This window comes from Pseudomonas sp. LB3P25 (assembly GCF_054897985.1).
Genome location: NZ_CM142711.1, coordinates 4,548,733 through 4,575,482 on the forward strand (window position 1 = coordinate 4,548,733; position 26,750 = coordinate 4,575,482).

General features: G+C 58.3%; 25 protein-coding genes. 9 read left to right on the forward strand and 16 right to left on the reverse strand.

Annotation, left to right across the window (positions count from 1 at the left end):
* Nucleotides 1-59: 59 nt before the first annotated feature.
* Complete coding sequence (gene map / locus ACYZTW_RS20735) at nt 60-851, reverse strand: type I methionyl aminopeptidase (RefSeq protein WP_462001585.1); 792 nt, start codon at nt 849-851, stop codon at nt 60-62.
* On the reverse strand, nt 848-1,114 hold the full coding sequence (locus ACYZTW_RS20740; RefSeq protein WP_462001586.1) for a ParD-like family protein: 267 nt from the start codon (nt 1,112-1,114) through the stop codon (nt 848-850). Before ACYZTW_RS20740 ends, map begins: the two co-directional genes overlap by 4 nt.
* Before the next feature lie 307 nt (nt 1,115-1,421).
* On the opposite strand from ACYZTW_RS20740, the gene ACYZTW_RS20745 reads away from it, so the two are divergent.
* From ACYZTW_RS20745 to ACYZTW_RS20755, 3 genes are all read left to right on the forward strand, one after another.
* Entirely contained in the window at nt 1,422-3,101 is a 1,680-nt protein-coding gene (locus ACYZTW_RS20745) for a thiamine pyrophosphate-binding protein (RefSeq protein ID WP_462001587.1), read from the forward strand.
* A 214-nt stretch (nt 3,102-3,315) separates the two neighbouring features.
* Nucleotides 3,316-4,533, forward strand: coding sequence for a DUF3422 domain-containing protein (locus ACYZTW_RS20750; RefSeq protein ID WP_462005808.1), 1,218 nt, complete (start codon nt 3,316-3,318; stop codon nt 4,531-4,533).
* 474 nt (nt 4,534-5,007) lie between these two features.
* Nucleotides 5,008-5,208: a hypothetical protein gene (locus ACYZTW_RS20755; protein WP_462001588.1), complete on the forward strand. Its 201-nt coding sequence runs from the start codon at nt 5,008-5,010 to the stop codon at nt 5,206-5,208.
* A gap of 103 nt (nt 5,209-5,311) precedes the next feature.
* On the opposite strand, the gene ACYZTW_RS20760 is transcribed toward ACYZTW_RS20755, so the two are convergent.
* From ACYZTW_RS20760 to ACYZTW_RS20780, 5 genes are all read right to left on the reverse strand, one after another.
* Entirely contained in the window at nt 5,312-6,085 is a 774-nt protein-coding gene (locus tag ACYZTW_RS20760; RefSeq protein WP_462001589.1) for an L-iditol 2-dehydrogenase, read from the reverse strand.
* A gap of 66 nt (nt 6,086-6,151) precedes the next feature.
* Complete coding sequence (locus tag ACYZTW_RS20765) at nt 6,152-7,249, reverse strand: ABC transporter ATP-binding protein (RefSeq protein WP_462001590.1); 1,098 nt, start codon at nt 7,247-7,249, stop codon at nt 6,152-6,154.
* A 165-nt stretch (nt 7,250-7,414) separates the two neighbouring features.
* Complete coding sequence (locus ACYZTW_RS20770; protein WP_046047128.1) at nt 7,415-8,245, reverse strand: carbohydrate ABC transporter permease; 831 nt, start codon at nt 8,243-8,245, stop codon at nt 7,415-7,417.
* A gap of 10 nt (nt 8,246-8,255) precedes the next feature.
* Complete coding sequence (locus ACYZTW_RS20775) at nt 8,256-9,155, reverse strand: carbohydrate ABC transporter permease (protein WP_462005809.1); 900 nt, start codon at nt 9,153-9,155, stop codon at nt 8,256-8,258.
* Between the two features lie 251 nt (nt 9,156-9,406).
* Nucleotides 9,407-10,714: an ABC transporter substrate-binding protein gene (locus tag ACYZTW_RS20780; RefSeq protein ID WP_462005810.1), complete on the reverse strand. Its 1,308-nt coding sequence runs from the start codon at nt 10,712-10,714 to the stop codon at nt 9,407-9,409.
* Between the two features lie 294 nt (nt 10,715-11,008).
* Here ACYZTW_RS20780 and ACYZTW_RS20785 point away from each other — a divergent pair, with 294 nt between their 5' ends.
* The 5 genes from ACYZTW_RS20785 to ACYZTW_RS20805 all read left to right on the forward strand — a co-directional run bounded on the left by ACYZTW_RS20785 (nt 11,009) and on the right by ACYZTW_RS20805 (nt 14,517).
* Complete coding sequence (locus ACYZTW_RS20785) at nt 11,009-11,959, forward strand: helix-turn-helix domain-containing protein (protein ID WP_462005811.1); 951 nt, start codon at nt 11,009-11,011, stop codon at nt 11,957-11,959.
* Between the two features lie 70 nt (nt 11,960-12,029).
* Entirely contained in the window at nt 12,030-12,929 is a 900-nt protein-coding gene (locus ACYZTW_RS20790) for a carbohydrate kinase family protein (RefSeq protein WP_462001591.1), read from the forward strand.
* 150 nt (nt 12,930-13,079) lie between these two features.
* A complete protein-coding gene (locus ACYZTW_RS20795; protein ID WP_462001592.1) occupies nt 13,080-13,520 on the forward strand; it encodes a hypothetical protein in 441 nt (146 codons plus the stop codon).
* Between the two features lie 191 nt (nt 13,521-13,711).
* The gene (locus ACYZTW_RS20800; RefSeq protein ID WP_462001593.1) at nt 13,712-13,873 is read left to right on the forward strand and encodes a hypothetical protein; all 162 of its coding nucleotides are present in this window, start codon (nt 13,712-13,714) and stop codon (nt 13,871-13,873) included.
* On the forward strand, nt 13,870-14,517 hold the full coding sequence (locus ACYZTW_RS20805) for a helix-turn-helix domain-containing protein (protein ID WP_008156932.1): 648 nt from the start codon (nt 13,870-13,872) through the stop codon (nt 14,515-14,517). The genes ACYZTW_RS20800 and ACYZTW_RS20805 overlap by 4 nt, the downstream gene beginning before the upstream one ends.
* A gap of 181 nt (nt 14,518-14,698) precedes the next feature.
* Here ACYZTW_RS20805 and ACYZTW_RS20810 read toward each other — a convergent pair whose 3' ends face one another.
* The 4 genes from ACYZTW_RS20810 to ACYZTW_RS20825 form a co-directional block, all read right to left on the reverse strand.
* Nucleotides 14,699-15,205, reverse strand: a complete 507-nt coding sequence (locus ACYZTW_RS20810; RefSeq protein ID WP_462001594.1) for a hypothetical protein — start codon at nt 15,203-15,205, stop codon at nt 14,699-14,701.
* A gap of 304 nt (nt 15,206-15,509) precedes the next feature.
* Nucleotides 15,510-16,535: an ABC transporter substrate-binding protein gene (locus ACYZTW_RS20815; RefSeq protein ID WP_462001595.1), complete on the reverse strand. Its 1,026-nt coding sequence runs from the start codon at nt 16,533-16,535 to the stop codon at nt 15,510-15,512.
* 25 nt (nt 16,536-16,560) lie between these two features.
* Nucleotides 16,561-17,361: an ABC transporter ATP-binding protein gene (locus ACYZTW_RS20820; protein WP_462001596.1), complete on the reverse strand. Its 801-nt coding sequence runs from the start codon at nt 17,359-17,361 to the stop codon at nt 16,561-16,563.
* Nucleotide 17,362: 1 nt separating this feature from the next.
* Nucleotides 17,363-18,247 (reverse strand): ABC transporter permease, encoded by an 885-nt coding sequence (locus ACYZTW_RS20825; protein ID WP_462001597.1) that lies wholly within the window; start codon nt 18,245-18,247, stop codon nt 17,363-17,365.
* A gap of 381 nt (nt 18,248-18,628) precedes the next feature.
* Between ACYZTW_RS20825 and ACYZTW_RS20830 the strand changes: the two genes are divergently transcribed.
* Nucleotides 18,629-19,717, forward strand: coding sequence for an LLM class flavin-dependent oxidoreductase (locus tag ACYZTW_RS20830; RefSeq protein ID WP_462001598.1), 1,089 nt, complete (start codon nt 18,629-18,631; stop codon nt 19,715-19,717).
* A gap of 299 nt (nt 19,718-20,016) precedes the next feature.
* On the opposite strand, the gene ACYZTW_RS20835 is transcribed toward ACYZTW_RS20830, so the two are convergent.
* The 5 genes from ACYZTW_RS20835 to algG form a co-directional block, all read right to left on the reverse strand.
* Entirely contained in the window at nt 20,017-20,811 is a 795-nt protein-coding gene (locus ACYZTW_RS20835; RefSeq protein ID WP_462001599.1) for a class II aldolase/adducin family protein, read from the reverse strand.
* A gap of 134 nt (nt 20,812-20,945) precedes the next feature.
* Nucleotides 20,946-22,367 carry a mannose-1-phosphate guanylyltransferase/mannose-6-phosphate isomerase gene (locus tag ACYZTW_RS20840; RefSeq protein WP_462001600.1) on the reverse strand — a complete coding sequence of 474 codons (1,422 nt, stop codon included), beginning with the start codon at nt 22,365-22,367 and terminating at the stop codon, nt 20,946-20,948.
* A 355-nt stretch (nt 22,368-22,722) separates the two neighbouring features.
* A complete protein-coding gene (locus tag ACYZTW_RS20845; protein ID WP_462001601.1) occupies nt 22,723-23,811 on the reverse strand; it encodes a mannuronate-specific alginate lyase in 1,089 nt (362 codons plus the stop codon).
* A complete protein-coding gene (locus ACYZTW_RS20850; RefSeq protein WP_462001602.1) occupies nt 23,811-25,208 on the reverse strand; it encodes an alginate O-acetyltransferase AlgX-related protein in 1,398 nt (465 codons plus the stop codon). The genes ACYZTW_RS20845 and ACYZTW_RS20850 overlap by 1 nt, the downstream gene beginning before the upstream one ends.
* 11 nt (nt 25,209-25,219) lie before the next feature.
* A complete protein-coding gene (algG, locus tag ACYZTW_RS20855) occupies nt 25,220-26,737 on the reverse strand; it encodes a mannuronan 5-epimerase AlgG (protein WP_462001603.1) in 1,518 nt (505 codons plus the stop codon).
* Between the last annotated feature and the right edge of the window lie 13 nt (nt 26,738-26,750).

A 26,750-nucleotide genomic window follows, 5' to 3' on the forward strand; every position in this document is an offset into this window, starting at 1 on the left:
GAAGCCACGTGTGATGGACAGAAAACCTTCGATCGTTGTGTGTCACTCGCAAGCTGCGCCTAAACGATGGCGGGATACCCATCGACACTATCGGGCCAACGGGTCAAAACCTCGAAGCCGTCGTCAGTGACCGCGACCATATGCTCCCACTGAGCCGAAAGTGAGTGGTCCTTGGTGACCACGGTCCAGCCATCAGCCAGCGTTTTCACATGGCGTTTGCCAGCGTTCAACATGGGTTCAATGGTGAAGATCATGCCGGTTTTCAGTTTCAGGCCCTGGCCTGGGTAGCCGTAGTGAAGGACCTGCGGCTCATCGTGATAAATCTTGCCGATACCGTGACCGCAGTATTCACGCACGACGCTAAATCCGTCTCTTTCGGCCACCGTCTGAATGGCATGGCCAATGTCACCCAGCGTAGCGCCGGGGCGGACGACGCGAATACCGGCGCACATCGCTTCATAGGTCGTCTCTGCCAGGCGTCGGGCATCCGGGCCGGGCTCACCCACGAAGTACATGCGGCTAGTGTCGCCGTACCAACCCTCCTTGATAACGGCAATATCGATATTCACGATGTCGCCATCCCTCAGTGGCGTGGCCGAAGGAATACCATGGCAGACCACCTGGTTGACCGACGTACACACGGTTTTCGGGAAGCCGTGATAGCCGACATTGCCTGGAATGGCTTTCTGCACGTTGACGATGTAGTCGTGGCAGAGCTGATCAAGCTCGTCGGTGGTGACCCCCGCTTTGACGTGGGGAGCAATCATGGCCAGGACCTCGGCGGCCAGTGTGCCCGCAGCGCGAGACTTGGCTATTTCTGCCGGGGTATTGATAGCAACATTGGCCTTCATTGCTGGGCTCCTGGTGTTGCATCAACCTGGGCGTTTTGCGAAAAATCGGCGAGTGCGCACAGCTGCTTTAGATCAAGGCCTCCCGCCAGTTCGGCACGAATCAACAAACGACAGATGGCGCTGTGGTCCAGGTTGGGATGTAACTCCGCAAGCATTCCTATGCGCATCCAGTGCTCGGCTTGGGCGTTGATCGAGCGACTCAGCGCATCGCTGGCGACGCGCAGATTCTCGTGCATGGCTTCTGAAATTTTTACGATACCCACTGACTCATCCAATATGAAATGTATATGGACCGTATATTAGTCGGTAGGCGTGTGAGATTGCAATTTCACGATTTGTAGCCACGCCTGTAGCGCGGCAGCATAAAAAGTCACTGGGTGACTTGAAGTCCGACTTCAATAGCTGAGGGAATGAAGTGCTGAGCAATCATCGTTTGTACCCCTACTCGATGATGCTCAGAATTCGTGGCGCAGACGTTAGCCGTTGTTCTTCCAATTGATCGAGTCAGTACCTGCCAGAAAGAGAGCGACTCACCCTTTCACACCGCACCATTCGACTCAGGAGATAACAATGAATAAAACCATTTCTCGTCGTAGCGGAGGTCAGATATTGGTGGATGCCTTACGCATCCATGGCGTCAAAAGAGCTTTTTGTGTTCCGGGAGAAAGCTACCTTGCGGTTCTCGATGCATTGCATGACGTGCAAGAAGAAATCGACCTGGTGGTGTGCCGCCAGGAAGGTGGGGCGGCCTATATGGCGGAAGCCTACGGCAAACTCACTGGAGAGCCAGGCATCTGCTTCGTGACCCGAGGCCCGGGGGCAACAAACGCCTCTGTTGGCGTTCACACCGCGTTCCAGGATTCAACGCCGATGATTCTGTTCATTGGCCAGGTGGCTCGCGATCAGCAGTATCGCGAAGCCTTTCAGGAAGTTGATTTTCGCCAGATGTTTGGCCCCTTGGCAAAATGGGTCGTCCAAATAGACGACACCCGCAGAATTCCCGAACTGATCAGCCAGGCGTTCCACCGAGCGGTCAATGGCAGGCCAGGGCCAGTCGTGGTCGCACTGCCAGAAGACATGCTGACCGAAATGGCGGAAGTCAGTGATGCCGGGCCTTTCAAACGTGTGTTGATGACACCGGCAGCCGAGCAAATGGCCGCCCTGCAGCAACTGCTTGAGCGATCAGAGCGGCCATTGATGGTGTTGGGTGGCAGCGGCTGGGATACCGAGTCAGTGCACGACATTCGGCTTTTTGCTGAACAACAAAATATCCCGGTTGCAGCTTCTTTTCGCTGCCAGGACTTGTTCGACAACCGACACCCAAATTATGTCGGTGATCTTGGTTTCGCCGCGTCAGCGCAGCTGTCCTCAGCGGTAAAAAACGCCGACCTGCTATTGGTCGTGGGCTCCAGAATGGGTGAGGTTTCAACGGGCGGATATGCGGCCTTGGAGATCCCGGTCCCCAAGCAAACCTTGATCCATATTCACCAAGGCATCGAGGAATTGGGACGGGTTTACCAACCTGCGTTAGCGATCAACAGCAGCATGTCGACCTTTGCCAGATCAGCCGCAAAACTTCCGGCGGTGACCAGCCAAATAAAGAGTGAATGGACGAGCACCCTGAACAAAAACTACCGCGAAAATCTGCAACACTTGCCCTCCCCAGGCGATGTCCAAATGGCCGACATCATTGAGTGGTTGAATCGCAGACTTCCGGACGACGCGATCCTGACCAATGGCGCCGGAAATTATGCCGTCTGGCTTCAACGCTTCTATCAGTTCCGGCAGTACCGCACCCAGTTAGGCCCTACCAATGGCTCAATGGGCTACGGCGTTCCTGCGGCGGTGACCGCCAAACTGACGTGCCCGGATCGAGTCGTGGTTTCGTTTTCCGGGGATGGCTGCTTCTTGATGAACGGTCAGGAGATAGCGACTGCAGCGCAATATGGAGCCAATGTGATTTTCGTTGTGATCAACAACGGAATGTACGGAACCATCAGAATGCACCAGGAACGCAATTACCCTGGACGCGTTTCGGGCACTGAATTGCTCAACCCGGATTTCGCCGCACTTGCCCAAGCCTATGGACTGCATGGCGAGGTGGTCACAACGACGTCGGAATTTGCGCCAGCGTTTGAACGCTGCCTTGATATGTCCCGGCCATCCTTGATTGAGGTCAGAGTCGACCCTGAAGCATTGACCCCTCGACTTAGCCTGACCCAGATCAGGGAGCAATCAAGCAAGAAGTGAGCGGCAACCGTTTCTTCTGTTTTGGGCGCCTGATTCACGATTAAAAAGGCGCCTTTTTTTGATTGTTCCTCGCACGTCATTGTTCGTTTGCCCCCTACTGAAGTGACAACGTAGCGTGACCATTTCAGCGCAAAACCAGAGATTGCTGCTTGTGACTCGTGAGTTCATCGACCTGTCCCACCTACAACAGCAGTCGATCAATGGCCTGAACAGCATGCATCCGCTAAGACAAACCCTGCACAACGAACTGCACGCGCGCCCGTCACTGTATTTCGACGAGCCGGCCCATGTGTTTCATCTGGCCTTTCTCGGCGCAGACGCGCAGTGCAATGCGCTGCTGGAGCGCTGCTGCCCTGCTTCGATCGATCCTCATGCCGCCCAAGGCATTACCCAACTTGATGGCCACGCCCTGAAATGGGAACGCCACGCCGAGTTCTTCACCCTGACCCTGGTGGTCACTTCATCCAGTGATGAACTGTCCTGGACATCGCTGCCCGAAGTGCTGGCGCAAAAGGTCGAAGCGCATTTGCCGCAGCTGATCAACTCGGTGCAGATCGTCGTGCGTGGTGAAGCCGGCCTGGACCTCGCCGGCTACGGCTTCAAGGACCCGTGCGGTTCCTGCGTGGGCGGTGGCGATGCGGTGGTCTGGAGCGATTTTCGTCTCAGCGAGGACGGCAACAACCACATCCTGTTCATCAACCGGCGCCTCAACGCCTACCGCCAAGGGCGGATGATCCGCCGCCTGCTGGAAATCGAGACCTACCGCATGATGGCCTCGCTGTCTTTGACCACGGCCAAGACCTTGAGCGCGCAACTCGATGTCTTTGACAAGACCTTGGTCACCCTCTCCGAGCGTAACGCCGACGCTGACAGCGGCAACGCGAAAGCCCTGCTGGCGGACATCTCCAACCTGTCAGCCCAAGTGGTCAGCAGTACCGCGAAAACCCGCCACCGCTTCAGTGCCACCCAGGCCTATGCCCAACTCGTGTACGAACGCCTGGGCGAATTGCGGGAAAGTCACGTCGGCGATTGCCAGCGCCTCGGGGTGTTCATCGAACGCCGCTTCAAACCCACTGTCAGGTACTGCACCGCCACCGAACAACGGCTGGAGCACTTGGCCAAAAGCGTGGCCAACCTGGGCGACCTGTTGCAAGCCCGGGTTCAGGTAGAAATGGAAGAACAGAACTCGGAAATTCTCAAAAGCCTTAACGCCCGCGCCGATGCCCAGATCAAGATCCAGCGCGCCGTGGAAGGTCTGTCGATTATCGCCATTACTTACTACCTGCTGAACCTGCTCAAGCTTGGCTACTCAGGGTTGCACCTGCTCGGCGCCGAGGTGGCCCCGCGGGAGGCCATGCTGGCGATGACGCCCCTCGCGATCGCGATTCTTGCGCTGATTATTTTCCGCATCAAGAAGGTCAAAGAGCACTGAAACGGCGAATCGCAGGGATGCTGAATACCGCAAACAAGGGCTCTAGCAAGCGTCAGCGCCCGAAGCCTTTAACGCAGTGACTGAGTCAGTGCTTGAAGCAGAGACATTAAGAAAGGAATTCCACATCTCATAAGCATCGTGATGCCGTTTGGTTGCCTCTTCCCATTCTGGCCCTGAAACACGTTTGGAAGAGACCAGCGTCATCATGCCCATCGTTGCGGCGTCCAGCTCGATTAGGAAAGCGTGAGATTGGATCCTGAAGTCTTCGACCGATGGCATTACGTGTTCCCCCGGTGGATTACACCGCTATTCAGGAGCGACTGCTCCTCGGACGGTGGAGTATCGCCATCTGGAGAAATTCAGGCAGTCTGACCGCCGGTACACTTCGTCAGGTAATCGAGGAATGCCGACAAAAAATCTCGAACTCAAGCCATAGCGTTGAATCCAATGTTCAGGTCAATGGAGGTCAGCGATATGAACAGCGATGACAGTGTTAATGACGTCAAATCAAATGAAACGTCAAACGCCGAAAGAGATCTTGAGGACAGGGACACGGACGCCAAAGGTGTGGATGAAACCGTTACGCCCTCTTCAACTCGAACCACGGAACAGGAAGCTGAGGAACTCAGTCGGAAAATAGCGGAGATAGAACGGAAAGTGGCGGACGGTAACTAGCAAGATGCTTGACGTCAAAAGCGGCCATAGACCTAGATCGAGTTGGCCGCTTTTTCCATTGTTGGTGCGCGTAGCCGCTACAGATTTCCGTGATGCTTTGACGTCAACTCATCCAGTTCCCACCGTCGACATTGTAGGTCTGAGCCACTACATATTCGCTCTCGGATGAAGCGAGGAATATGGCCATTCCCGTCAGATCATCAGCCGTCCCCATCCGCCCAAAAGGCACCTCTTGACCCACGAGCCGTTTCTTTTCACCCAATGGCCGATTCTCGTATTTGGCGAACATCGCATCGACACCATCCCAGTGCTCGCCGTCTACCACACCTGGAGCGATGGCATTCACATTGATCCCATGCTTGATCAGATCCAGACCGGCTGATTGTGTAAGGCTGATCACTGCGGCTTTCGTCGCGCAATACACACCCACGAGCGCCTCCCCTCTGCGACCTGCCTGGCTGGCCATGTTGATGATTTTGCCGCCATGCCCCTGCCTGATCATCTGACGAGCCGCCGCCTGAAGGGTAAACAGTGCTCCTGCGACATTGATCGAAAACAAACGCTCGAAGCTGTCGCGGGTGATACCGACAATGGGCGCGAGATCAAACAACGCAGCGTTGTTGATCAGGATATCCAACTTGCCTGTCTGCGAAATCACAGCGGCAATCGCATCATCGATAGACGCTTGGTTGGTCACGTCCATCTCGACTGCGTAAGCGTTTGGCCCGAGCTCGGCAGCCGTGGCGCGGGCGCGTTCAAGGTTGATGTCAGCGATGGCTACCGTTGCCCCTTCATTCACATAGGCCTGAGCAAAAGAACGGCCAATGCCTCGGGCGGATCCGGTGACAAGCGCGCTTTTACCTTCTAGTCGTTTCATTGAGTGCTCATCCGTTTTCTTGAATGTCGGGTACGCCCAATCGAGGGCATTGGTGAGACTTGGAGATCAGGCGGCGAGACGCACCAACGGGGCGACAGCCTTCCCGTGCTCGTCGAACAAATGGCAATGCGCAACGTCCAGCGCGACCCACCGCTGCGCTCCATAAGCGACGTCGCAGTCGCCATTGACTCGTACGGTAAGTGCTTCACCGGACTTGGCGACGACGTGGCAGAAGGTGTCGCTGCCCAGGCGTTCGGTGACGTCCGTGGTGATGGGCAGTTGCCCTTGATCATCCAGGCTGAGGTGTTCGGGACGTATTCCCACGGTGACCTCGTTGCCCTTGCTCAACGTGCTGCCATCACGAGGGATGAGCAGACGTCGACCGGAGGCCAACTCGACCTCTACGCCCTGATGACTGTTGGCAACCACGGTGGCTTTGAGAAAGCCCATTTTCGGCGTACCCAAAAATCCTGCTACGAACAGATTGGCAGGCTGGTGATACAGTTCGAGCGGCGAGCCAATCTGCTCGATACGACCGCCGTTGAGCACCACCACTTTGGTGGCAAGCGTCATGGCTTCGACCTGGTCATGGGTCACGTAGATCATCGTGGCTTGCAGTTCTTTGTGCAGCCGGGATAGCTCCAGGCGCATCTGCACCCGCAGGGCGGCGTCGAGGTTGGACAACGGCTCGTCGAACAAAAAGATCTTGGGGTTACGCACGATGGCGCGACCGATGGCCACGCGCTGGCGCTGGCCGCCGGACAGTTGCTTCGGCTTGCGCTCCAACAGGCGTTCCAGCTCCAGGATCCGTGCGGCCTCAGTCACCTTGCGCTCGACGTCCTGCTTGTTATCACCCGCCAGATCCAGCGCGAAGGACATGTTCTTGCGCACCGTCATGTGCGGGTACAAGGCATAGGTCTGGAACACCATCGCCAGGTCGCGCTTGGCCGGGCTGACTTCGGTGATGTCGCGGCCATCGAGTTCGATGGTGCCGCCGCTGACTTCTTCCAGGCCGGCGATCAGTCGCAGCAGGGTGGATTTGCCGCAACCCGATGGGCCGACGAACACCACGAACTCGCGGTCGTTCACTTCCAGGTCGATGCCTTTGATGATGGAAAAGCCTTCGAAGCCTTTTTGCAGATTCTTGATTTTCAGGTTGGCCATGATGATGGGCCTCCACTTGTCGTTATTCAGTTGAGCCGGGCGGGCTTTTTTGTGGGAGCGAGCCTGCTCGCGAAGACGTCGATACTGACGACATCAATGCAAACTGACCTACCGCTTTCGCGAGCAGGCTCGCTCCCACAGGGGATCGCGCTGGATCGGCGATCTTCATTTCACGGCGCCGAACGACAGGCCGCGGACCAATTGTTTCTGGCTGATCCAGCCGAAGATCAGGATCGGCGCGCAGGCCAGCGTCGACACCGCCGACAACTTGGCCCAGAACAGACCTTCGGGGCTTGAGTACGAGGCGATCAACGCGGTCAGCGGCGCGGCTTTGGACGAGGTCAGGTTCAAGGACCAGAACGCCTCGTTCCAGCACAGGATCAGCGACAGCAGCACCGTGGACGCCAGGCCGCCCTTGGCGATCGGCAGCAGCACCCGGACCATTTCCTGCCACAGCGTGGCGCCGTCCAGGCGTGCGGCTTCGAGGATGTCTTTGGGGATGTCCTTGAAGTAGGTATAAATCATCCAGACCACGATCGGCAGGTTGATCAGCGTGTAGATCACGATCAGCGCGATGCGCGTATCGAGCAGGCCGAAACTCTTGGCCAGCAGGTAGATCGGCATCAGCACACCCACCGGCGGCAGCATCTTGGTGGAGAGCATCCACAGCAGCGTGCCTTTGGTGCGTTGGGTTTCGTAGAACGCCATCGAGTACGCCGCCGGCACCGCGATCAGCAGGCACAGGGCGGTAGCGCTGAACGAAATCACCACCGAGTTCCAGGCGAAGCTGAAGTAATCGCTGCGCTCGTTGATGTGCAGGTAGTTCTCCAGCGTCGGCGTGAAGATGAACTGCGGCGGCGTGGCGAACGCATCGATTTCGGTTTTGAAGCTGGTCATCACCATCCAGAAGATCGGGAAGAAGATCAGGATCGCGATGGCCCAGGCCAGGGTGCCGAGCAGCAGGCTTTGCAGACGGCGGGATTGTTGAAGGGTCATGGCGCAGGCCTCAAGGCTTGTCAGTCAGGTTTTTGCCGATCATCCGGATCAGCACGATCGCTGCGATATTGGCGATCACCACCGCGATCAAACCGCCGGCGGACGCCATGCCGACGTCGAACTGCACCAGCGCCTGGTTGTAGATCAGGTACGCGAGGTTGGTCGAGGCGTAGCCGGGGCCGCCGTTGGTGGTGGTGAAGATTTCGGCGAACACCGAGAGCAGGAAGATGGTTTCGATCATCACCACCACCGCAATCGGCCGCGCCAGGTGCGGCAGGGTCAGGTGCCAGAAAATCGCGATCGGCCCGGCACCGTCCAGGCGCGCGGCTTCCTTCTGTTCCTGGTCGAGGGACTGCATGGCGGTCATCAGAATCAGGATCGCGAAGGGCAGCCATTGCCAGGAGACAATAATGATGATCGACAGCAGCGGGTAGTGCGCCAGCCAGTCCACCGGTTGCGCGCCGAACAACTTCCAGACGTAGGCGAGGATCCCCGAGACCGGGTGGAAAATCAGGTTCTTCCAGATCAGCGCACCGACGGTGGGCATGATGAAGAACGGCGAGATCAGCATCACCCGCACGATGCCGCGACCGAGAAACTCACTGGCCTCCAGCAGCGCACTGATCAACACGCCGAACACCACGCTGATCAGCAGCACGCTGCCGACCAGCAACAAGGTATTGGTAGCGCCGGGCAGGAAACCCGAGTCGCTGAGGAAGTAGCTGAAGTTCTCAAGTCCCACGAACTCGTTTTCACCGGGATAGAGCAGGTTGTAGCGGATCAGGGAGAAGTAAACGGTCATGCCCAGCGGCACGATCATCCACAGCAGCAACAACGCCACCGAGGGGCTGACCAGGAACCAGCCGGGGTTGGCCAACCGGCTTTTACGCACCGGTTGGGGAATGTCCATGTGAGCTTTGGCAGTTGAAATATTCATGGCGTTAAACCGATTAAGAACAGACATACAAAGATCGAAATGTGGGAGCGAGCCTGCTCGCGAAGAGACCGGTACATCCGATGCATCTTTGGCGACTGGAACATCGCTTTCGCGAGCAGGCTCGCTCCCACATTGATTGCGTTAAACCTGTGGGAGCGTGGCTTGTCCGTGATGGAGGCAACGGTGTCCAGACAATCAGGACAGTCGCACCCACCGCACCGTTACTATTTGGGGTAACCGGCGCGCTTCATTTCACGTTCGGTGGAGGTCTGTGCGGCGGCGAGTGCTTGATCCACCGACATCTGTCCAGTCAGCGCTGCCGAAAACAGCTTCCCCACAGACGTGCCGATCGCCTGGAACTCGGGAATGGTGACGTACTGGATGCCGACATAAGGAACGGGCTGGATCGATGGGTGCGCAGGATCGGCGTGCTGCATCATCTGCAAGGTCACTTGCGCGAACGGTGCGGCCTTCAAATAGGCCTCGTTGTAGGTGGACTGCCGAGTGCCTGGCGGCACGTTGGTGATGCCATCTGTTTTAGCGACAAGCTGCACGTATTCTTTCGACGTTGCCCAGGTGATAAAGGCCTTGGCGGTGTCTTTGTGCTTGGAGGTGGCCGGTATCGCCAGCGACCACGCATACAGCCATGACGAGCCTTTGTCGGTGACCTCAGTCGGTGCAGGCGCAAAGCCCACACTGTCGACGACCTTGCTCTGCTCTTTATCGGTGGTGAACGAGCCCGCGACGCTGGCATCCACCCAGATGGCGCATTTGCCGCTGTTAAACAGGGCGAGGGTTTCATTGAACCCATTGCTCGACACGCCTGGCGGGCCATATTTTTTGAGGGTATCAACATAAAAGTGCGCTGCGGCTGTCCACTCTGGGCTGGACAGTTCCGGCTGCCACTTTTCATCAAACCAACGGGCACCAAAGGCGTTGGCCATGGTGCTCATCAGCGCAATGTTCTCACCCCAGCCGGCCTTGCCACGCAGGCACATGCCGTACTGCCCTTTATCAGGCTGGTGGAGCCTGGAAGCAAATTCGCCGAGCTGCGTCCAGGTCGGATGCTCCGGCATGCTCAGGCCTGCTTGCTTGAACAGATCGGTGCGGTAATAGGTGATCGTGCTTTCGCCATAGAAAGGCAACGCGTAGAGCGTGTTGTTGACCGACAGGCCCTGGCGTACCGATGGAAAGATGTCTTCCAGGTCGTACTCCGGTGGCAACTCCGTGATGGGCTCGAGCCAACGCTTGGCCCCCCAAAGCGGCGTTTCATAGGTACCAATCGTCAGCACATCGAATTGGCCGCCTTGTGTGGCAATGTCAGTGGTCAGGCGCTGACGCAGGACGTTTTCTTCCAGCACCACCCAATTGAGTTTCACATCAGGATGCTGCTGTTCAAACACTTTGGAGAGCCGCTGCATCCGGATCATGTCGCCATTGTTGACGGTGGCAATGGTCACTGTTTCAGCGGCTTGACTGACAAGGGCGAAGGATAGGCCAGCGGAAAGGAAAAGCGCTTTCGGGATGTTCATCGTAGTGCTCTCCGCTCCGCGCCTTGGACGACGGGAGCTATTATTTTTGTTTGTTAACCAGCGCTGATCAAATACGTCTGACCGGCAAGGGTGGACGACTGGATTACAGCAGCTTAAAAAGGCCCGGACAAACGCAGAGCGGATGCTCATCTGATACTTTTTTAACCGAGCGTGGATTAGCAGCCCAGGATCAAAAAAGTATCAGTGACAGGCAATACGTGAGCTAGCAGGTGCCGGCCGAGAAGGCGTATGTTGGTCGCATTCCAAGAACAAATAATTGAAAAGGGGCATGACATGCCTGATACCCGAGCAGCCCTGTTCGAGCAGCGACCCGCCGAGTTGGAGGTCATTCTTCCCGAGCCCGATCATAGCTTTCACTGGTACGAACACGACTACCCCTACTCCCTGGCTCGCTGGAACCATCACCCTGAATTCGAAATTCATCTGATCCGCCAAGGCAGCGGCAAGCTCGTCGCGGGCGATTACATCGGTGCGTTCGGTGCAGGTCATGTTGCACTCATCGGCCCCGACCTTCCCCATGACTGGATTGGGGATCTCGCTCCCGGTGAATACCTGACGGGGCGCGATGTGGTGCTGCAGTTTGATGGCGCCGCCATTTTGGCCTTACGCGCAACGATGCCTGAGCTTGGCGAGCTTCAACACCTTTTTGAACAAGCGCGTCGTGGCCTGGAGTTCACGGGGGCAACGGCTGTGCAAGCCGCGCGGCTGCTGGAAGACATAGGCCCCGCGCAAGGGCTCGAGCGTTTGATTCTGTTCCTGCAATTGATCAACGCGCTGATGAAAGCGCCCGCGCATGACGTTCACTTGCTCGCCAGCGCTTGCTACGCGCCCACCCTGGATGCCCGCAGTTCCGAGCGCATCAACAAGGCCTTTGACTATCTACTGACGGAGCTCACCGGCGACATTCGCCTGTCGGTTATCGCTCAGCGTCTGGAGATGAGCGAACCCGGGTTTTCTCGCTTCTTCAAAAGGATTACCGGCCACGGCTTCATCGATCTCATGCGCAAGCTCAGGGTTCAGCGTGCTTGCAGGTTGTTGCTGCAAACAGAGATGTCGGTGGCGGACATCTGCTTTGAGGTTGGCTATGAAAACCTGTCCAACTTCAACCGGCACTTTCGCATCGAAATGGAACAGACACCCAGCGAATATCGTCGCGAAACGGCGATGACGATGTTCAACCGCAACGGTGCTCACCCATCCCTGCCTTTCACCAGAACCCATTGAGTGAGGATGCCAGGCGGTCGACTCTGATCAGCCAGCAGCAATCGCTCTGAGAAATATTGAGGAAATGACCATGGTATTGCCGCGCGCAATCGTATTTGGCGAAGCCCTGACCGACCTTGTCCAAGGCATCCCCGGACAATGGAAAGGCTATCCCGGCGGCGCGCCCTGGAACGTTGCACGAGCGCTCAGTCGCTTGGGCGTCAGCAGCGCTTTCGCAGGCTCTATCAGCACGGACTCCCTGGGCGACGAGATCGCCCGGCAGTCAGAGGCGGCAGGTCTGGACAGGCGCTTTATCCAACGAGTAGACCGGGATCCGTTGGTGGCCATCGTTCCGTCGAGCCGGCCGCCACGCTACTTTTTTGCTGGAGATGCTGATCAGTTTTTCGATCCGGGCCTGATGCCGGACGGATGGATTGACCATGCCCAAGTCTGCCATTTCAGCTGCATCAGCCTGGCGCGTCAGCCGCTTGGCGACAGATTGGTAAAACTCGCTCAGCAGGCCAAAGGCGCGGGTAAACGGATTAGCTACGATCCGAACTGGCGTAATTTGATGGACAGCCGTTATCGGGAGCAGACGTTCCCGACGATGACCGCCCTGGCCGACATGATTAAGCTTTCCGACGAAGACCTTCGGCAAATATACCCAGGGCTGACTGAACAGCAGGCATTGGATGAGCTTCGCGCACTTAATCCAGTGGCTGAGATCCTGTTTACCCGAGGTGAACACGGCATGGTTCTCTACACCCCCGACAACCGGCACGAGCAACCGGCTATCGCCGTAGACGTGGCCGATACGGTCGGTGCAGGAGACGCTTGCATGGCCGGTTGGCTGGCATCGGACTTACTCGGAATCACCGATTTAGGGGAACGCTTGCGATTTTCTGCAGCCTGCGCGTCTCTATCCTGCCGTCATGCCGGAGCCCATGCTCCAACGTTGGCTGATGTGAAAGGTTTACTTAATGCGCCATAATCTTGAAGACACGCCGCTCCTTCGCCAATGTCTTTGCATTGACGTTGGACGGGGCTAGACCGGTTCCGGTGCTACGCTTTCATTTCGTCTAATAGAGAACGAAGCGATGTCCACCGAACTCTCAATCCCCACACGTTCACGACTGTAGCCATGAAACGGATCCTGATCGGTGGTATCGCCGTAGCGATTATCGGCACGATGACGTATGGATTTTTCCAATGGAAAATCGTCGAAAGCCAAAAACACGAAATGCTGTGTGGAGAGGCCAAGCAGACGCTGAAAGGCGTGGAAATGCGAGCGCGGGCGTTGGCTGCCGGCCTGTCTGTAGACGCCTATGCCAAGTCTGAAGAAGACGAAGTGGCGACACTCATTGTTGCGCTCGATGCCGCCAAGAGCGACGCTGAGGTCGACTCGGTCATAGAGGCTCATGCTGCCGCCCTGGAAGCGGTGGATGCGGCTATTGACGCTCAGGTTGATACCCGAGGCGATCAGACATTCCTCGAACAGCGACTCGTGAAACAGCGGATACCTGTCGACGTTAAACAAGAACTGCAACGCGCCGCGAAGGCCGTTAGCGTCATGTGTAGTTAGTGTTCAACTGTGCCCTACCCCCACCGCCCCCAAATAATACACCTGCGCCCATCCGCCACTCGCTGCCGTTGATGTTCTGCCTCAAAAAGAACCAAAAAGCATTAACAAATACAAAAACAGTATTTATCGTTATAAAAATATCCACGTACTCTCACTTCATCCCGTCATTCATCACCACAGTGAAGTGCCCCATGAATCCGACTGACAACCTCATCGACTTCGCCAGCTACCGCAAACGCAAACAGGCTCAGCAACGGGCACGGGCCATGTGGGAAATGTACGCACGCAATGCAGGCTTGCAGGCCTTTCACTGGGTGCAAGCCGCTAAAGCCACCGAGACGCGTCACGCATGAACGCGCAGCAACCCTCGCGCTTTCTGGCGAGCGCCGACGAACCCGTGCTGGATTTGAATAACCTGGAACCACTGGAAGAAGACCCGATCTGCGAACGGGTCGCACAGAACCTGCAACGTCTGCGCGGCAAGCGTCATCTGTCCCTCGACGCCCTCGCCCGACAGTGCGGTGTAAGCCGGGCAATGCTGGCGCAGATCGAATCCGGGCGCAGCGTGCCGTCCATCAAGGTGCTGTGCAAAATCGCCAAGGGCTTGAAAGTGTCAGTGGCCGCATTTCTTGAGCATCGGGCCTTCGAAGGGGTGGCGGTGCTGTCGGCCAGCCAGAGCAAACGCCTGGTCAGTGCCAGCGGTGCCTTTGTCAGCCGTGCGCTGTTCCCGTTCGACGTAGCACGACAATCAGAGTTTTACGAACTGCGCCTGAGCCCGCTAGGTGAAGACGTCTCCGAGGGGCATGGCCCCGGCGTACAGGAAAACCTGGTGGTGTCGCAGGGCGTGCTGGAAATCAGCGTCAACGACGAGCGCTACCTGCTCTCCACCGGCGACTCGATCCTGTTCTATGCCGACCAGCCCCACCGCTACCGCAACCCGGCCGACAGTGAGGCGGTGGCCTATCTGGTGGTGACGTACCCGGAACGCCTGGACTGAACGAAAACCAATGTGGGAGCGAGCCTGCTCGCGAAAGCGCTGTGTCAGTTAACAAGTTTATTGAAAGTTAAGCCGCATTCGCGAGCAGGCTCGCTCCCACAAGGATCTGAGGTGTCTGCTGGAATGAAAAAGCCCCCGTGGCCATAGGACCGCGGGGGCTTTTTTTTTGTGCTGCCCGGGATCAGCAGGTGCAGCACATCAGCGGCATGCCATTGCAGCTCATCATCATCGGCATGCTGCAGTCGTTCATCATTTTCATCATCAGGGTGCAGCAGTTTTTCATCATGTCCATGTTCATGCCGGCCATCGGCATGATTTTGCACATCATGCAGTCGGCCATCAGCGTGCATTCCATCACGCACTTCATCGACGGCATCGGCATGCCCATCATCGGCATTGGCATCATGGTGCTCATCATCGGCATCGCCATGCTCGCCTGGGACATGCACATCATGCTCATGTTGCCGCAATGCATCATCATCGGCATGCCGCAGTTCATCATCATCTGCATCATTTCAGCGCTGTTCTTGAACATGGCCATGTCCATGCCCGCCGCCGGCATCATCTTGCACATCATGCCATCGTCCATCATTTCGCAGGTCATGGTCGCCATCATCATCGGCATGCCCATCATCGGCATCATTGGCATGGTGGTGTTCATCGGCATTTGCATCTGCATGGCATTCATCTTGGTGCTGCTCCCTGAAGGATTTAATAGTTGGACGAAGCTGATGGAACGAATTCTAAGCAATGGCCCAAGCGCAACAAGATGACGATCAAACAGCCGGAAATAATGCTGAAGCAACCTTAATGGGGCGAACAGGACACGGATATCTGTCCTAACAAGCGTTCGGCTTTGATGACAGACACCCTTAGCGTCGCAGCGTGTTTTGTCTGGTTATGGATATGCGACCAAAGCCTATATAAATAACCGAAAGAAATAATCGTTCTAAACAGCACCGTGTATTTTCAGCCAAGCCCTTCGGCACGGACTACTGGGTGGAAGTTGACCGGCTCAATGCCAGAGACTCGGCAGAAAACACTTGAGCGTCGGTCAGCTTTTCCACGTCGACGCGATGGGGAAAGATCTTCTTTTCCACAAACAAATCGTCGACTTGCTGCAAGGCCTGCACATCCCTCGGCTCCACCGGCAACAGCGACTCGTCGCCCCAACTGCGCAGCCGCTGCGAGACTTCAAGGGGGATATCGTTGACCTTGGCGAAGACCCGAGCGTACTCGTCGGGGTTCGCTCGGGCCCATTCGAAGGCCTTGGCGAAACGCTGTAACACGTCGCTGAGCGCCTTGCGCTTGAGCGGGTCGGTCAGGACTTCATCGGATGCCGTGATGAACGTCAGACCGGTGTTGATGCCCTCGCCGCTGATCAACACTCGGGCACCTAGCTGTTCGGCGAACGCCTGATAGATACCGAATGTGGCCCAGGCTTCGATCTTCCCGGCATTGAACGCCGATAAGGCGTCGGTCGGCAGGACGAAACCGACGTTGACGTCTTTCTCATCGACCCCGGCATTGGCCAGTGCGCGAATCAACAGGTACTGGGAAATGCTGCCTCGGGCTGAAGACACCACGACATTGCGGCCTTTCAAATCCGCGACGCTATGAATAGGCGAATCGGCTGGAACCAGAATCGCAATGCCTCTTGATTGGCTGCGCCGCACCGCAACGATGCGCAAGGGTGTGCCACCGGTTGCGGCGGCGAGCACCGGCGTATCACCAGCCGGCCCAAGATCCACCGCGCCGGCGCGCAAGGCTTCAAACAATGGCGCGGCGCCCTGAAAATTGGCCCACTCAATCTTGTAGTCAATGCCCTCAAAGGCATTCGCCGCCTCGACCACCGTGCGCAAGCCCTTGGCCTGATCGCCCAGCACCAGCGTGACGCCAGACACATCTGACTGGGCGGTGGATGGGGCGTTGGTCTCGACGGCATCGCCGCAGCCGCTGAGCAGCAACGCCGCGCCAGACAGCATCAACATTGCAGATCTCCAGACACGTATTGGCATCGCGCAACCTCCCTGTTTCAAATGATCAACCATGGGCAAACCGCCGGACCGTGCTGTTCGTGGCCTGACGCTCAGCCACCGCAACGGCTTCCACCTCAACCCCCAACAGACTCAGCAGCCGTGCACGAATGGCCTGAAAGCCCTCCTGCCCCGTGTCCCGGGCTCGCGGCAGGTCGATCGTCAGTTGCTCGGCAATCTTGCCGTTGGCCAGCACGATGACCCGATCGGCCAGCAGGATCGCTTCGTCCACGTCATGGGTCACCAGCAGCACGGCCGGCGTGTGTTTACGCCACAACTCAATGATCAGCCGATGCATGCGAATCCGGGTCAGCGCATCGAGTGCGGCGAATGGCTCGTCGAGCAGCAACAGCTTGGGCTCGCGCACCAGACCGCGGGCCAGCGCCACGCGTTGCGCTTCGCCGCCGGAGAGCGTGGCCGGGTAGGCTTCCAACCGATGGGCCAGGCCCACTTCCGTCAGAGCCTGCACCGCACGCGCCTTGGCGTCCGGGATGTGCAGCCCGAGAATCACGTTCTTCCAGGCACGTTTCCAGGGCATCAACCGAGGCTCCTGAAACACCGCTGCCCGTGCCTTGGGCACCAACAACTGACCGCTGTCGATACTGTCCAGCCCGGCCAGGCTGCGCAGCAACGTCGTTTTGCCGGAACCGCTGGCCCCGAGCAGCGCGACGAATTCGCCCGGTGCGATGTCCAGGTCCAGGCCGTCGATCACCCGCTGTTGGCCAAATTGGCGCACGACATTGCGCAGTTGTACCGGCGCCGCTGAATGCGCAGGGTTCGACGCTTCCAAAAGATCGATGCTCGACATATCAGGTCCTCACAAACGTTGGGCGCCAGGCCAGGGCAAAACGCTCCAGCGTGCGGATCAGTCCGTCGATCAATAAGCCGAGGACACTGTAAATAAGCAGGCAGATCACGATCACGTCAGTGCGCATGAAGTCCCGCGCATCACTGGCCAGAAAACCGATGCCGGCGGTGGTATTGATTTGCTCGACAAACACCAGCGCCAGCCAGGAAATCCCCAGGGAGTAACGCAAGCCGACAAAGAATGAAGGCAAGGCGCCCGGCAGAATCACGTGCCAGATCAACTCGCGACGGTTCAGGCCCAGGGTGTTAGCGGCCTCGATCAGTTTGGGGTCGATATTGCGAATGCCGGCAAACAGGTTCAGGTACACCGGGAAGGTCGTACCCATCACGATCAACGCGACCTTGGTGAACTCGCCGATGCCGAACCAGAGGATGAACAACGGCACCAGCGCCAGCGAAGGAATGGTGCGCAGCATCTGCATCGGCGAATCGAGTATCACCTCGCCGCGCTTCGACAGGCCGGTGATCAGTGCCGCGACGACACCGACGCTGACGCCGATACTCAAGCCCAGCAGCGCTCGCTGCAGTGACACCAGCAAATGCTTGCCCAGCTCCCCGGAAACGATCATCGCCCAGAGCGTGCCACCGATCTGCGACGGCGCCGCGATGATCCGTTGCGGGATAAGCCCCGGCTGCGACGCCAGTTCCCACAACAGCAGCAGTGCGATCGGGCTCACCAGGCGCAACAACACTTCGGGTGTTCGCCAGTTGCGCAGCCAGTTGGGAATCAGCGTTGACGCCCCCTGCAGATCATCGGTGAGGCGAATGGCCTTATTGACGGAAAACGAGCTACTGGCGCTCTGTGTATCGAAAGACTTTTCAGTCATCAGGCTTCCTTCCTTCTAAAGAACATGGCCGGAGGCGCCATGTATCAGCTGCATAATTCATGCTATTCGCATAAAAAACCTCAGTGAAATTCTTTTTGGGAATAACCTAATATGATTAAAAATCAGATAGGAAATAATCCAGATAAATTATTTGCATAGTAAATACCCTCAACTCTCACGCCTCGCAGCCTGCATGGCGGGCCCTGATTAAAATGCCATTACCTGATATCAGCGACTTCTCATGATTCATTTATTTAATAATTAACTTAGAACAAATCGGCATTTCACAGCCCTGCTCGCTGCGCCTACCTTCGACACCACTGACCGACCCCAATGCCAGGTGGAGGCTTGAATCACGCTATCCAACGACAAGGAAATCCCATGAGTATTGAATTCATCGGCTACATTGCCGGCCACCATGCTTCGGAAATCCACCCCCGCAGCGGCCCCGTGTTACAGCCCGATTACGTGGAAAAAGTCGCCCGCGCTCATGACGAGGCGGGGTTCGACCGCGCACTGGTGGCCTTCCACTCCAACAGCCCGGACAGCACGCTGATTGCCTCGCACGCGGCCAGCGTGACGAAAAACCTGAAGTTCCTCATCGCCCATCGACCGGGTTTTGCGGCGCCCACCCTGGCTGCGCGCCAGTTCGCAACCCTCGATGTCTTCAATGGCGGACGCACCGCCGTGCACATCATCACCGGCGGCGATGATCGCGAACTGCGGGCCGACGGCAGCTACATCGGCAAGGACGAGCGCTACGCGCGCACCGATGAATACCTCGACGTGCTGCGCCAGGAATGGACCCGCGAAAAGCCTTTCAACTATGAAGGCGAGTATTACCAGTTCGAGGGCGCGCACTCACTCGTGAAGTCGCCACAACAGCCGCACATTCCGCTGTATTTCGGCGGCTCATCTGCGGCCGCCATTGCGGTCGCGGGCAAGCATGCGGACGTTTATGCACTGTGGGGTGAGACCTACGAGCAAGTGCGCGAAGTGGTGAAACAGGTACGCGCCGAGGCCGCCAGACATGGCCGCAGCATTCGCTTCAGCCTGTCGTTGCGACCGATTCTGGCAGACACCGAAGCGCAAGCCTGGGAACGTGCCGAACGCATCCTGCAACAGGCCACCGCCCTGGCGGAACAGAATGGTTTTGTGCGCCGCGAGCCACCGAACGAAGGCTCCCGACGCCTGCTGGCAGCCGCCGCTCAAGGCTCGCGCCTGGACAAGCGACTGTGGACCGGGATCGCTGGCCTGCTGGGGGCACAAGGCAACTCGACGTCATTGGTCGGCACCCCAGAACAAGTGGCCGAAGCCCTGCTCGACTACTACGACCTGGGCATCACCACCTTCCTGATCCGCGGTTTCGACCCGCTCGACGATGCCATCGACTACGGCAAGCGTTTGATCCCCCTGACCCGCAAGCGGGTGGCCGAGCGTGAGCGGCAAGCGGCTGAAAAAGTGGCTTGAAAGCATTGAGTATCTAATGTGGGAGTGAGCCTGCTCGCGAATACGGCAGCACATTCAGCAGAGATGTTGACTGGCAGGCCGCTTTCGCGAGCAGGCTCGCTCCCACATTTTGATCGGCAGTGATCCACAAGCTTTATGTCCAACACATTCCCCTGTGGGAGCGGGCTTGCCCGCGAAGACGGCAGCACATTCAATATCAATGCAAGCTGAACCTCCGCTTTCGCGAGCAGGCTCGCTCCCACCTTTTGCTCCGGGTGTTCACAAGGACTGTGTTCACCACGGATCCCTGTGGGAAAGGCTTAATTCTTATAATCGATATCGGTCCGCTCCAACTGCCGGATCAGCGCATTCCAGTGCCGCGCGACACCCGGCCCGTCGCCGCTCTTGAACATCTCGGCCTGCTTCTCGACCTTGGCCACCACTTCGGCCGGCGGGAAGATCAGTTCGGCATTGCCGCCGGCCTGGGCGGCGATCTGAATGTTGCAGGCGCGTTCCAGCACGTGCAGCTGCTGGAACGCATGTTCGACGCTGATGCCTGCGGTCAACAAACCGTGGTTACGCAGGATCAACACACTTTTATCGCCCAGATCGGCCACCAGACGCTCGCGTTCGTCCAGGTCCAGCGCCACGCCTTCGTAACCGTGGTAGGCCACCCGCCCGGAAAAACCAATGGAGTGCTGGGAAATCGGCAACAAACCTTCGCGCTGGGCGGACACTGCAATGCCGTCACGCGTGTGAGTATGCAAGACCGCTTGCAGGTCGGGGCGCGCACCGTGAATGGCACTGTGGATCACGTAACCGGCGTAGTTGATGCCCAGCCCTGTCGGGTCGTCGACGACAGTGCCGTCGATGTCGACCTTGACCAGGTTGGAGGCGGTGATTTCCTCGAACAGCAGCCCGAAGGCATTGATCAGGAAATGCTCGTCGGGCCCCGGTACCCGCGCCGAAAAATGCGTGTAGATGTGATCAGTCCATTTGAACAGGGCCGCCAGCCGATAGGCCGCGGCCAGTTTCACCCGCACGTCCCATTCTTCGGGGCTGACGCGCTGGCGAACATGTTTCGAGACGCTGGATAACGGGCTGACGCTGCTCATGGCAAAACTTCCTGGATGGCCTTAAGGTCTCCAGTAAGCCTATGGGACGCCAAAAAATAATAAAAAGCACATTTTAATCTAAGCTAATTATCATTTTTTTTTATTATGTTTCAGCCGCTCCATTCATGCCGCGCTCAACTCTTGACCTGTTGGTTCCTGCCGTAGACATCTTCCAGGCGCTCGATATCGTCCTCGCCCAGGTAACTGCCGGACTGCACCTCGATGACTTCCAGCGGAATTTTGCCGGGGTTGGACAGGCGATGCACCGAAGCGATCGGGATGTAGGTGGACTGGTTTTCAGTGAGCAGGAAGACCTTTTCGTTGCACGTCACCTGGGCGGTGCCGGAGACCACGATCCAGTGTTCGGCGCGGTGGTGATGCATTTGCAGGGAAAGTTGCGCGCCAGGTTTCACGGTGATGTGCTTGACCTGGTGGCGGGTGCCACTGTCCACCGAATTGTAGCTGCCCCAAGGGCGATACACCGCGCAGTGGCTCTGGGTTTCCGAGCGACCTTGGGCATCGAGCGCATTAACCAGTTTTTTCACGTCCTGCACGGTGTCGCGGTGCGCGACCATCAATGCATCCTTGGTTTCTATCACGACCAAATCGTCCAGCCCTAGCAGGGTCACCAGCTTGCTACTGCCATGCACGAAGCAATTGCGGCTGTTGTAGCTGACTACATCGCCCTTGAGCACATTGCCGTCGACGTCTTTGTCGTGCACATCCCACAGCGAAGACCAGCAACCGACATCACTCCAGCCAGCGCTTAGCGGGACGACCCAGGCACGGCTGGTACGCTCCATCACCGCATAGTCGATGGAGTTGTCCGGGCAGCATTCAAAGGTGACCCGATCGATACTGGTCACGCCTTCGCTGCTGCGGCTGCGCTCCAGGGCCAGCACGCAGGTGTCGTACATGTCGGGTTCGTGAGTGCGCAACTCGTCGAGATAGCGGCTGGCACGGAACAGGAACATGCCGCTGTTCCAGAAGTACTCGCCGGACCGGACAAATTCGCTGGCGGTTTGCTGGTCGGGTTTCTCGATAAACTTCTCGACCTTGAAGGCGCCGGCGCCAGCATCGCTGCCGGCGGCCTTGATATACCCAAAACCGGTCTCCGGACGCATCGCCGGAATGCCGAACAGCACCATATTGCCTTTGAGCGCCTCTTCCTGCGCGTGTGACAGCGTGGCGCGCAAGGCGGGCACGTCACTGATCACATGATCGGCCGGAAGCACCAGCAGCAGCTCATCGCGGCCTTCGGCGATCAGTTTGAGGGCCGCCAGCGCCACCGCCGGCGCGGTATTGCGGCCGAAGGGTTCGAGCAGTATCGCCTGCGGCGTACAGCCGATGGCGGCGAGTTGTTCATTGACGATAAAGCGATGCTCCTGATTACAGACCACGATCGGCTTGCCAACCCCCTCGAACGCCAGGCGCTGCAGGGTCTGCTGAAACAGCGATCCCTCGCCTGCCAGACTCAGGAATTGCTTGGGATACAACTTGCGCGACAACGGCCACAACCGCGAACCACTGCCGCCGGACAGAATGACTGGAATCATTACGCTTACCTCCCATACCTTGATCATTCGATATGAAGGCTCTTCAAACAGCGAAGGATGGCCCTCCTCTTTTACAACACATAGGTATCTACACACCTTTTGGGTCTGGCTCTCGTAGCAGCTGCCGAGCCTGCGAGGCCGTGGCGAGGGGATTTATCCCCGTTCGGCGGCGAAGCCGTCGTAATCCATTGGATGCGGTGTGGCTGGAAAAACAGGGCCGCTTCGCAGCCCAACGGGGCGGTGCGACGTTTCGCTAAATCCCCTCGCCACGGCCTCGCAGGCTCGGCAGCTGCTACGGAATCAGCCCTACGCCGCATGGCCCCACCTTGTATCCAGGGCATGCTGGCCGTTGCATCTACTCCTTCTGGTCAGCAAATAGCTGGGTGATGTCGCCGCCCAGTCGGTAGGTTTTCATCGGTTCGATCGATTGGCGCCAGCGGTTGGTTTGCGCCGAGCAGTCGTACAGCGCGCAGTAAGGTTCCAACCAGGCAAACTTGCCATCCTCGTTGAGGTCCTCGAGTGCTTGCTTGTAGCCGGTCTTGCGTTCAAACGAGCTTGGATCCTTGATCCCCTCCTCCACCCGCGCCGCCAGACGCCGCATGGCACCGTGGTTTTCTTCGCGCAGGTCGATGTCATTGGCTCGGGCAAAGGCAGCGATCATCATCAGCGGCCCCATCGCGTAATTGTGGTAAGCCAGTGCGCGGGTTTCGCGGCTCAGTTCGTTGGGCAGATAGCCGTCTGCATCGACCTGGGAAGCGCCGATGCGAAACTGCGCTACCGACCAGTCGAACAGGTCGCGCCGGTCGACCACCACCGAGGCCGCCATGACGGCCCAGGCCGCCCAATACTGGTGATTGTTCAGCCGGTCCAGCGGTTGGTCGCGCCAGTCCCGCACCACCTGATCGGCGACCTGGCCGATCCAGACCTCGATCGGCCGGGTCTGCGCCTCATGCCCCCTCAATGGCTGCGAACGCGAATACTTGAGCCGCAAATAGGCCGAAGAAATACTGCCCAGCGCCCATTTGCGCATCGACTTGCCGGTATGGGTGTAAGTGGTACTCAGCAGCGCCTGCGCCTTGGCCCAATCGCCCAGCCAACTCAGGGTGCAGTCCACATAGCCGGCGCGGCCGAGCCGTAAATAGGCGGCGACTTGTTTGTTGACGCCCTTCTCCAGTTCGTTGATATCGGCTGACATTTGCTTGTAGCGTTGGTTGGATTCCACGTTGAGCTGATCACGTGCCTTGCCCGAGCCCTCGTACTTACTGGGGATCAACAGATCACCGGTATAGGGTTTGGGCGCCGCCGGACAACTCGGCACGTCGCCCTTCTTGTCCTCGGCCGGCGCGTAATAGCCCTGCGGCGGGCGCAGTTGAGCAGCCGCCTGCACGGTCGGCCCCATCAGAATGAAGGCCACGCCAATGGCGGCCCAGTGCCCCTGTCGCATCAGTGTCCCTCCGTCTGCGCGGTGCGCAGGGAAGGTGTCGCCGAGATGACGGGCTTGGCACACAAGCGGGCCGAGAGTTCCATGGAGGTCGGTCCAGGCGGTGGCTGCACCTCCATGGAAAGAAACGTCAGTTCGTCCCAGTCCGCATCGGCGCGCAACTCGAAGACGAAGCGGCCCTGGGTATTGACGGTCGGCGCACGGCTCAAGTTGATGTTTTCCTGGCGGCCGTTCATGTAGGTCAGGGTCGCGCTCATCAGGTGCACGCCGGGATCGGCGAACGTGAGGTCGACCTGATAGCGATTGCCCTTGATCGGATACACATTGCCGCCACCGCCGTTGAACAACACCTGATTGCGCCCGCTGTGCAGGGTCGAATGGCTTTTGAGCAGCGGCGCCTGGTTGTCGCAGCCATCGCTCAGCGCCGCCATCGCCTGCCGGTAGAAGCTGGATTTGCCCAGGCTGTCGAGATTATCGGTTTCCCACACCAGCACCGTCGGCGGGCGCTTCTGGAAGTCGTCGCCGAGCAGGTAGGCGATCAACGAATCATCGTAGCCACCGCCCGGCACACTGAAGTTGCTGACCGGCGTCTGCAGATACTGTTCGAGGAAGCCGGCAAAATTGAACGCCTCGCCGCTGGCGCTGGTACCGATCAAGGCGACCTTGGCGGGGACCTTGGCGTCGCCTTGGGCCCGGGTTTGATAACGGGTGACAAACTGCGCCGCATAACCGTTGCCGCAGATCTGCGCGGCGGCTTTTTGCAACGTGCCAGAGCGTCCCAACAAGCCGATCGGCTGGCTGGCGAAGACCTGGTGCGGCAACGCCTTGAGCACATCGTTACCGCTGAGCGTCTGGGCCACCAATTGGGCGCTGCGTTCGGCGCCATAGGGCGTCCAGTTGTGGTCGCCCTTGAAGTAGAAAGGCTGCCCGGTTGGCTGCGGCGCACCCAGCAGGCTGGTGAAGTCGGGGACCAGAATACGTAAGTCGCGCACCCGGTCCAGCGTTTGCAAGTAGTTCTGCCGGGCCTTGGCCTGATCGAAGTTGGCCAGTTCCAGCGGCGTCAGGCGGTCGGCATGCAGCAAGCCGCGGCTGGGTGGCAACACCAGCATCAGCTCGACCCCGCGTTGGGCCAGCCCGTCGCGCAGGCGCTTGAGAGCTTTGTAACCGCTCTCATCGAGGCCGAAGTCAGTGCGAAAATCGCTTTGGCTGCGAAAGAGCCACTGGTCCTTGGCCTCCACCAGGGTCGCGTAGTTTTTCAACTCCGGCTGCTCGTAAAGTGTTGCCTGCGCCGCTTGTGGGCACAGCTGACAGCAGGCCTCGGCCGTGTACTGCGGCGGCTCCTGTCCCCACGCCGGCACAGACAGCAGGCACAGGGCGGCAAATCCATGGAGGGTGTTCATCGGCAGGCTCCTCACAGTGTCTCGGGCAGAATCAACGCGGCGGCATGGCGGCGCAGGAGAATGTCCATCAAGTCGCCCTGCACCTCCCCCAGCAAACCGGTGAAGGCAAGGCCGTCCTGTTTCTGCGGCGCCAGAAAGGTCAAGTCATAGAGTTCCAGACGCGAGGGTGAAAACACCGTGATGGGACTGGAACCGTTGCCGATCAGCTTGCCGCCGACCACGGTGAGCGACAGCCTGGCTTCGTAGGGGTCTTCCTTGAGGTCGCGGTCGCTGCCGCGCAAATCCTTGGTGTGGCCGTAGATACCGGTCAGGGCATTGGCCATCAGCTCGTTTTCATACAGCCGCACACCGGTACTGTTACGCACCCGGATCCCATGCCGGTCATTGTCGACCGCGCGGTTGCGCCAGAGCAGGTTATTGCCGCTCTCATACAGGGTTATACCGTCGGAGAGGTTCTTGTAGGTCTCGTTGTAGGCCACCAGGTTATTGACGCTGGAACGGTCCAGGACGATGCCCGACAGGTGGTTGTTGTAGGCACGGTTGTAGATGATCCAACTGTCGTTGACCTCGCGTGAGAGGATAATGCCGTGCTTCTTGCGGGTACCAAAGGCGTCGTTGTGGGCAATGATCAGCCGGCGCGAACGGTCGTGCGGGTCGATGCCATAGACGATGTTGTCGCGGTAGGAATTGCCGAGAATCACCACGTCGTCGGCCTCATAGCAATAGAAGCCGTACCAGTTGTCGACGAACTGCGAATTGAGCAGCCAGCCGGTCGGCCGCTTGCGTTTCATCTTCGGCGCCATGCTCGGGCTGTACTGGGAAATACTCACCCCATAACTCTTGCTCGCGGTGTAGCCGAAGCTGGTGATGGTGCTGTTGACGATGTAAGTCTCGGTGCCGCCCCAGGACACCAGGAAGGGCCGAAACTCGTCCTCCTTCTTGTACCAGGCCGGACTGTCGTTCTTCTCACTCCAGGCGCTGACCTTGGTATCGGTAATAAACAGCTTGCCGTCATTGACCAGGAATGAACCGCCCTCCTGGGACAATCGCAACTCCTTGACCGACTTGTCGATATGCAGGGTCCCGCCGGGACGTATGACGATCGGCAAGCGCGCCAGAAACACCCCCGGCGCGGTTTCGCGCAAGGCCGTCGGTGGCAGGCTGCGCGCCAGTTGCGTCAGGCTCATGTAGCCACGGTCGATGAAGATCGCCACGGGCATTTGCTTCTGGCGCACCACCCATTCCTTGAGACGCTCCTTGCCGCCGATGAACTCGTCGAGCGAGTTTTCCTTGAGCATCGGCTGGATCAAGGCACGCCCGGCGGGTTTGTAGGCAATCTTCGCCATGGCGGCCTCGGCCGTATAGCCGGACAGGTCGGGGATCTTCGGCTCGCTGATCAGCAAGGGCTTTCCCGGAGCCTCGCTGATGGTATAGCGCGGCGCGAAGACGATACCCGCCGCGCTGACACCCGCGGTCGGCACCAACAGCAGACCCGCGAGCAACAGCCCTATCTTGACGACACTGTCCATAAGCCTCACTCAT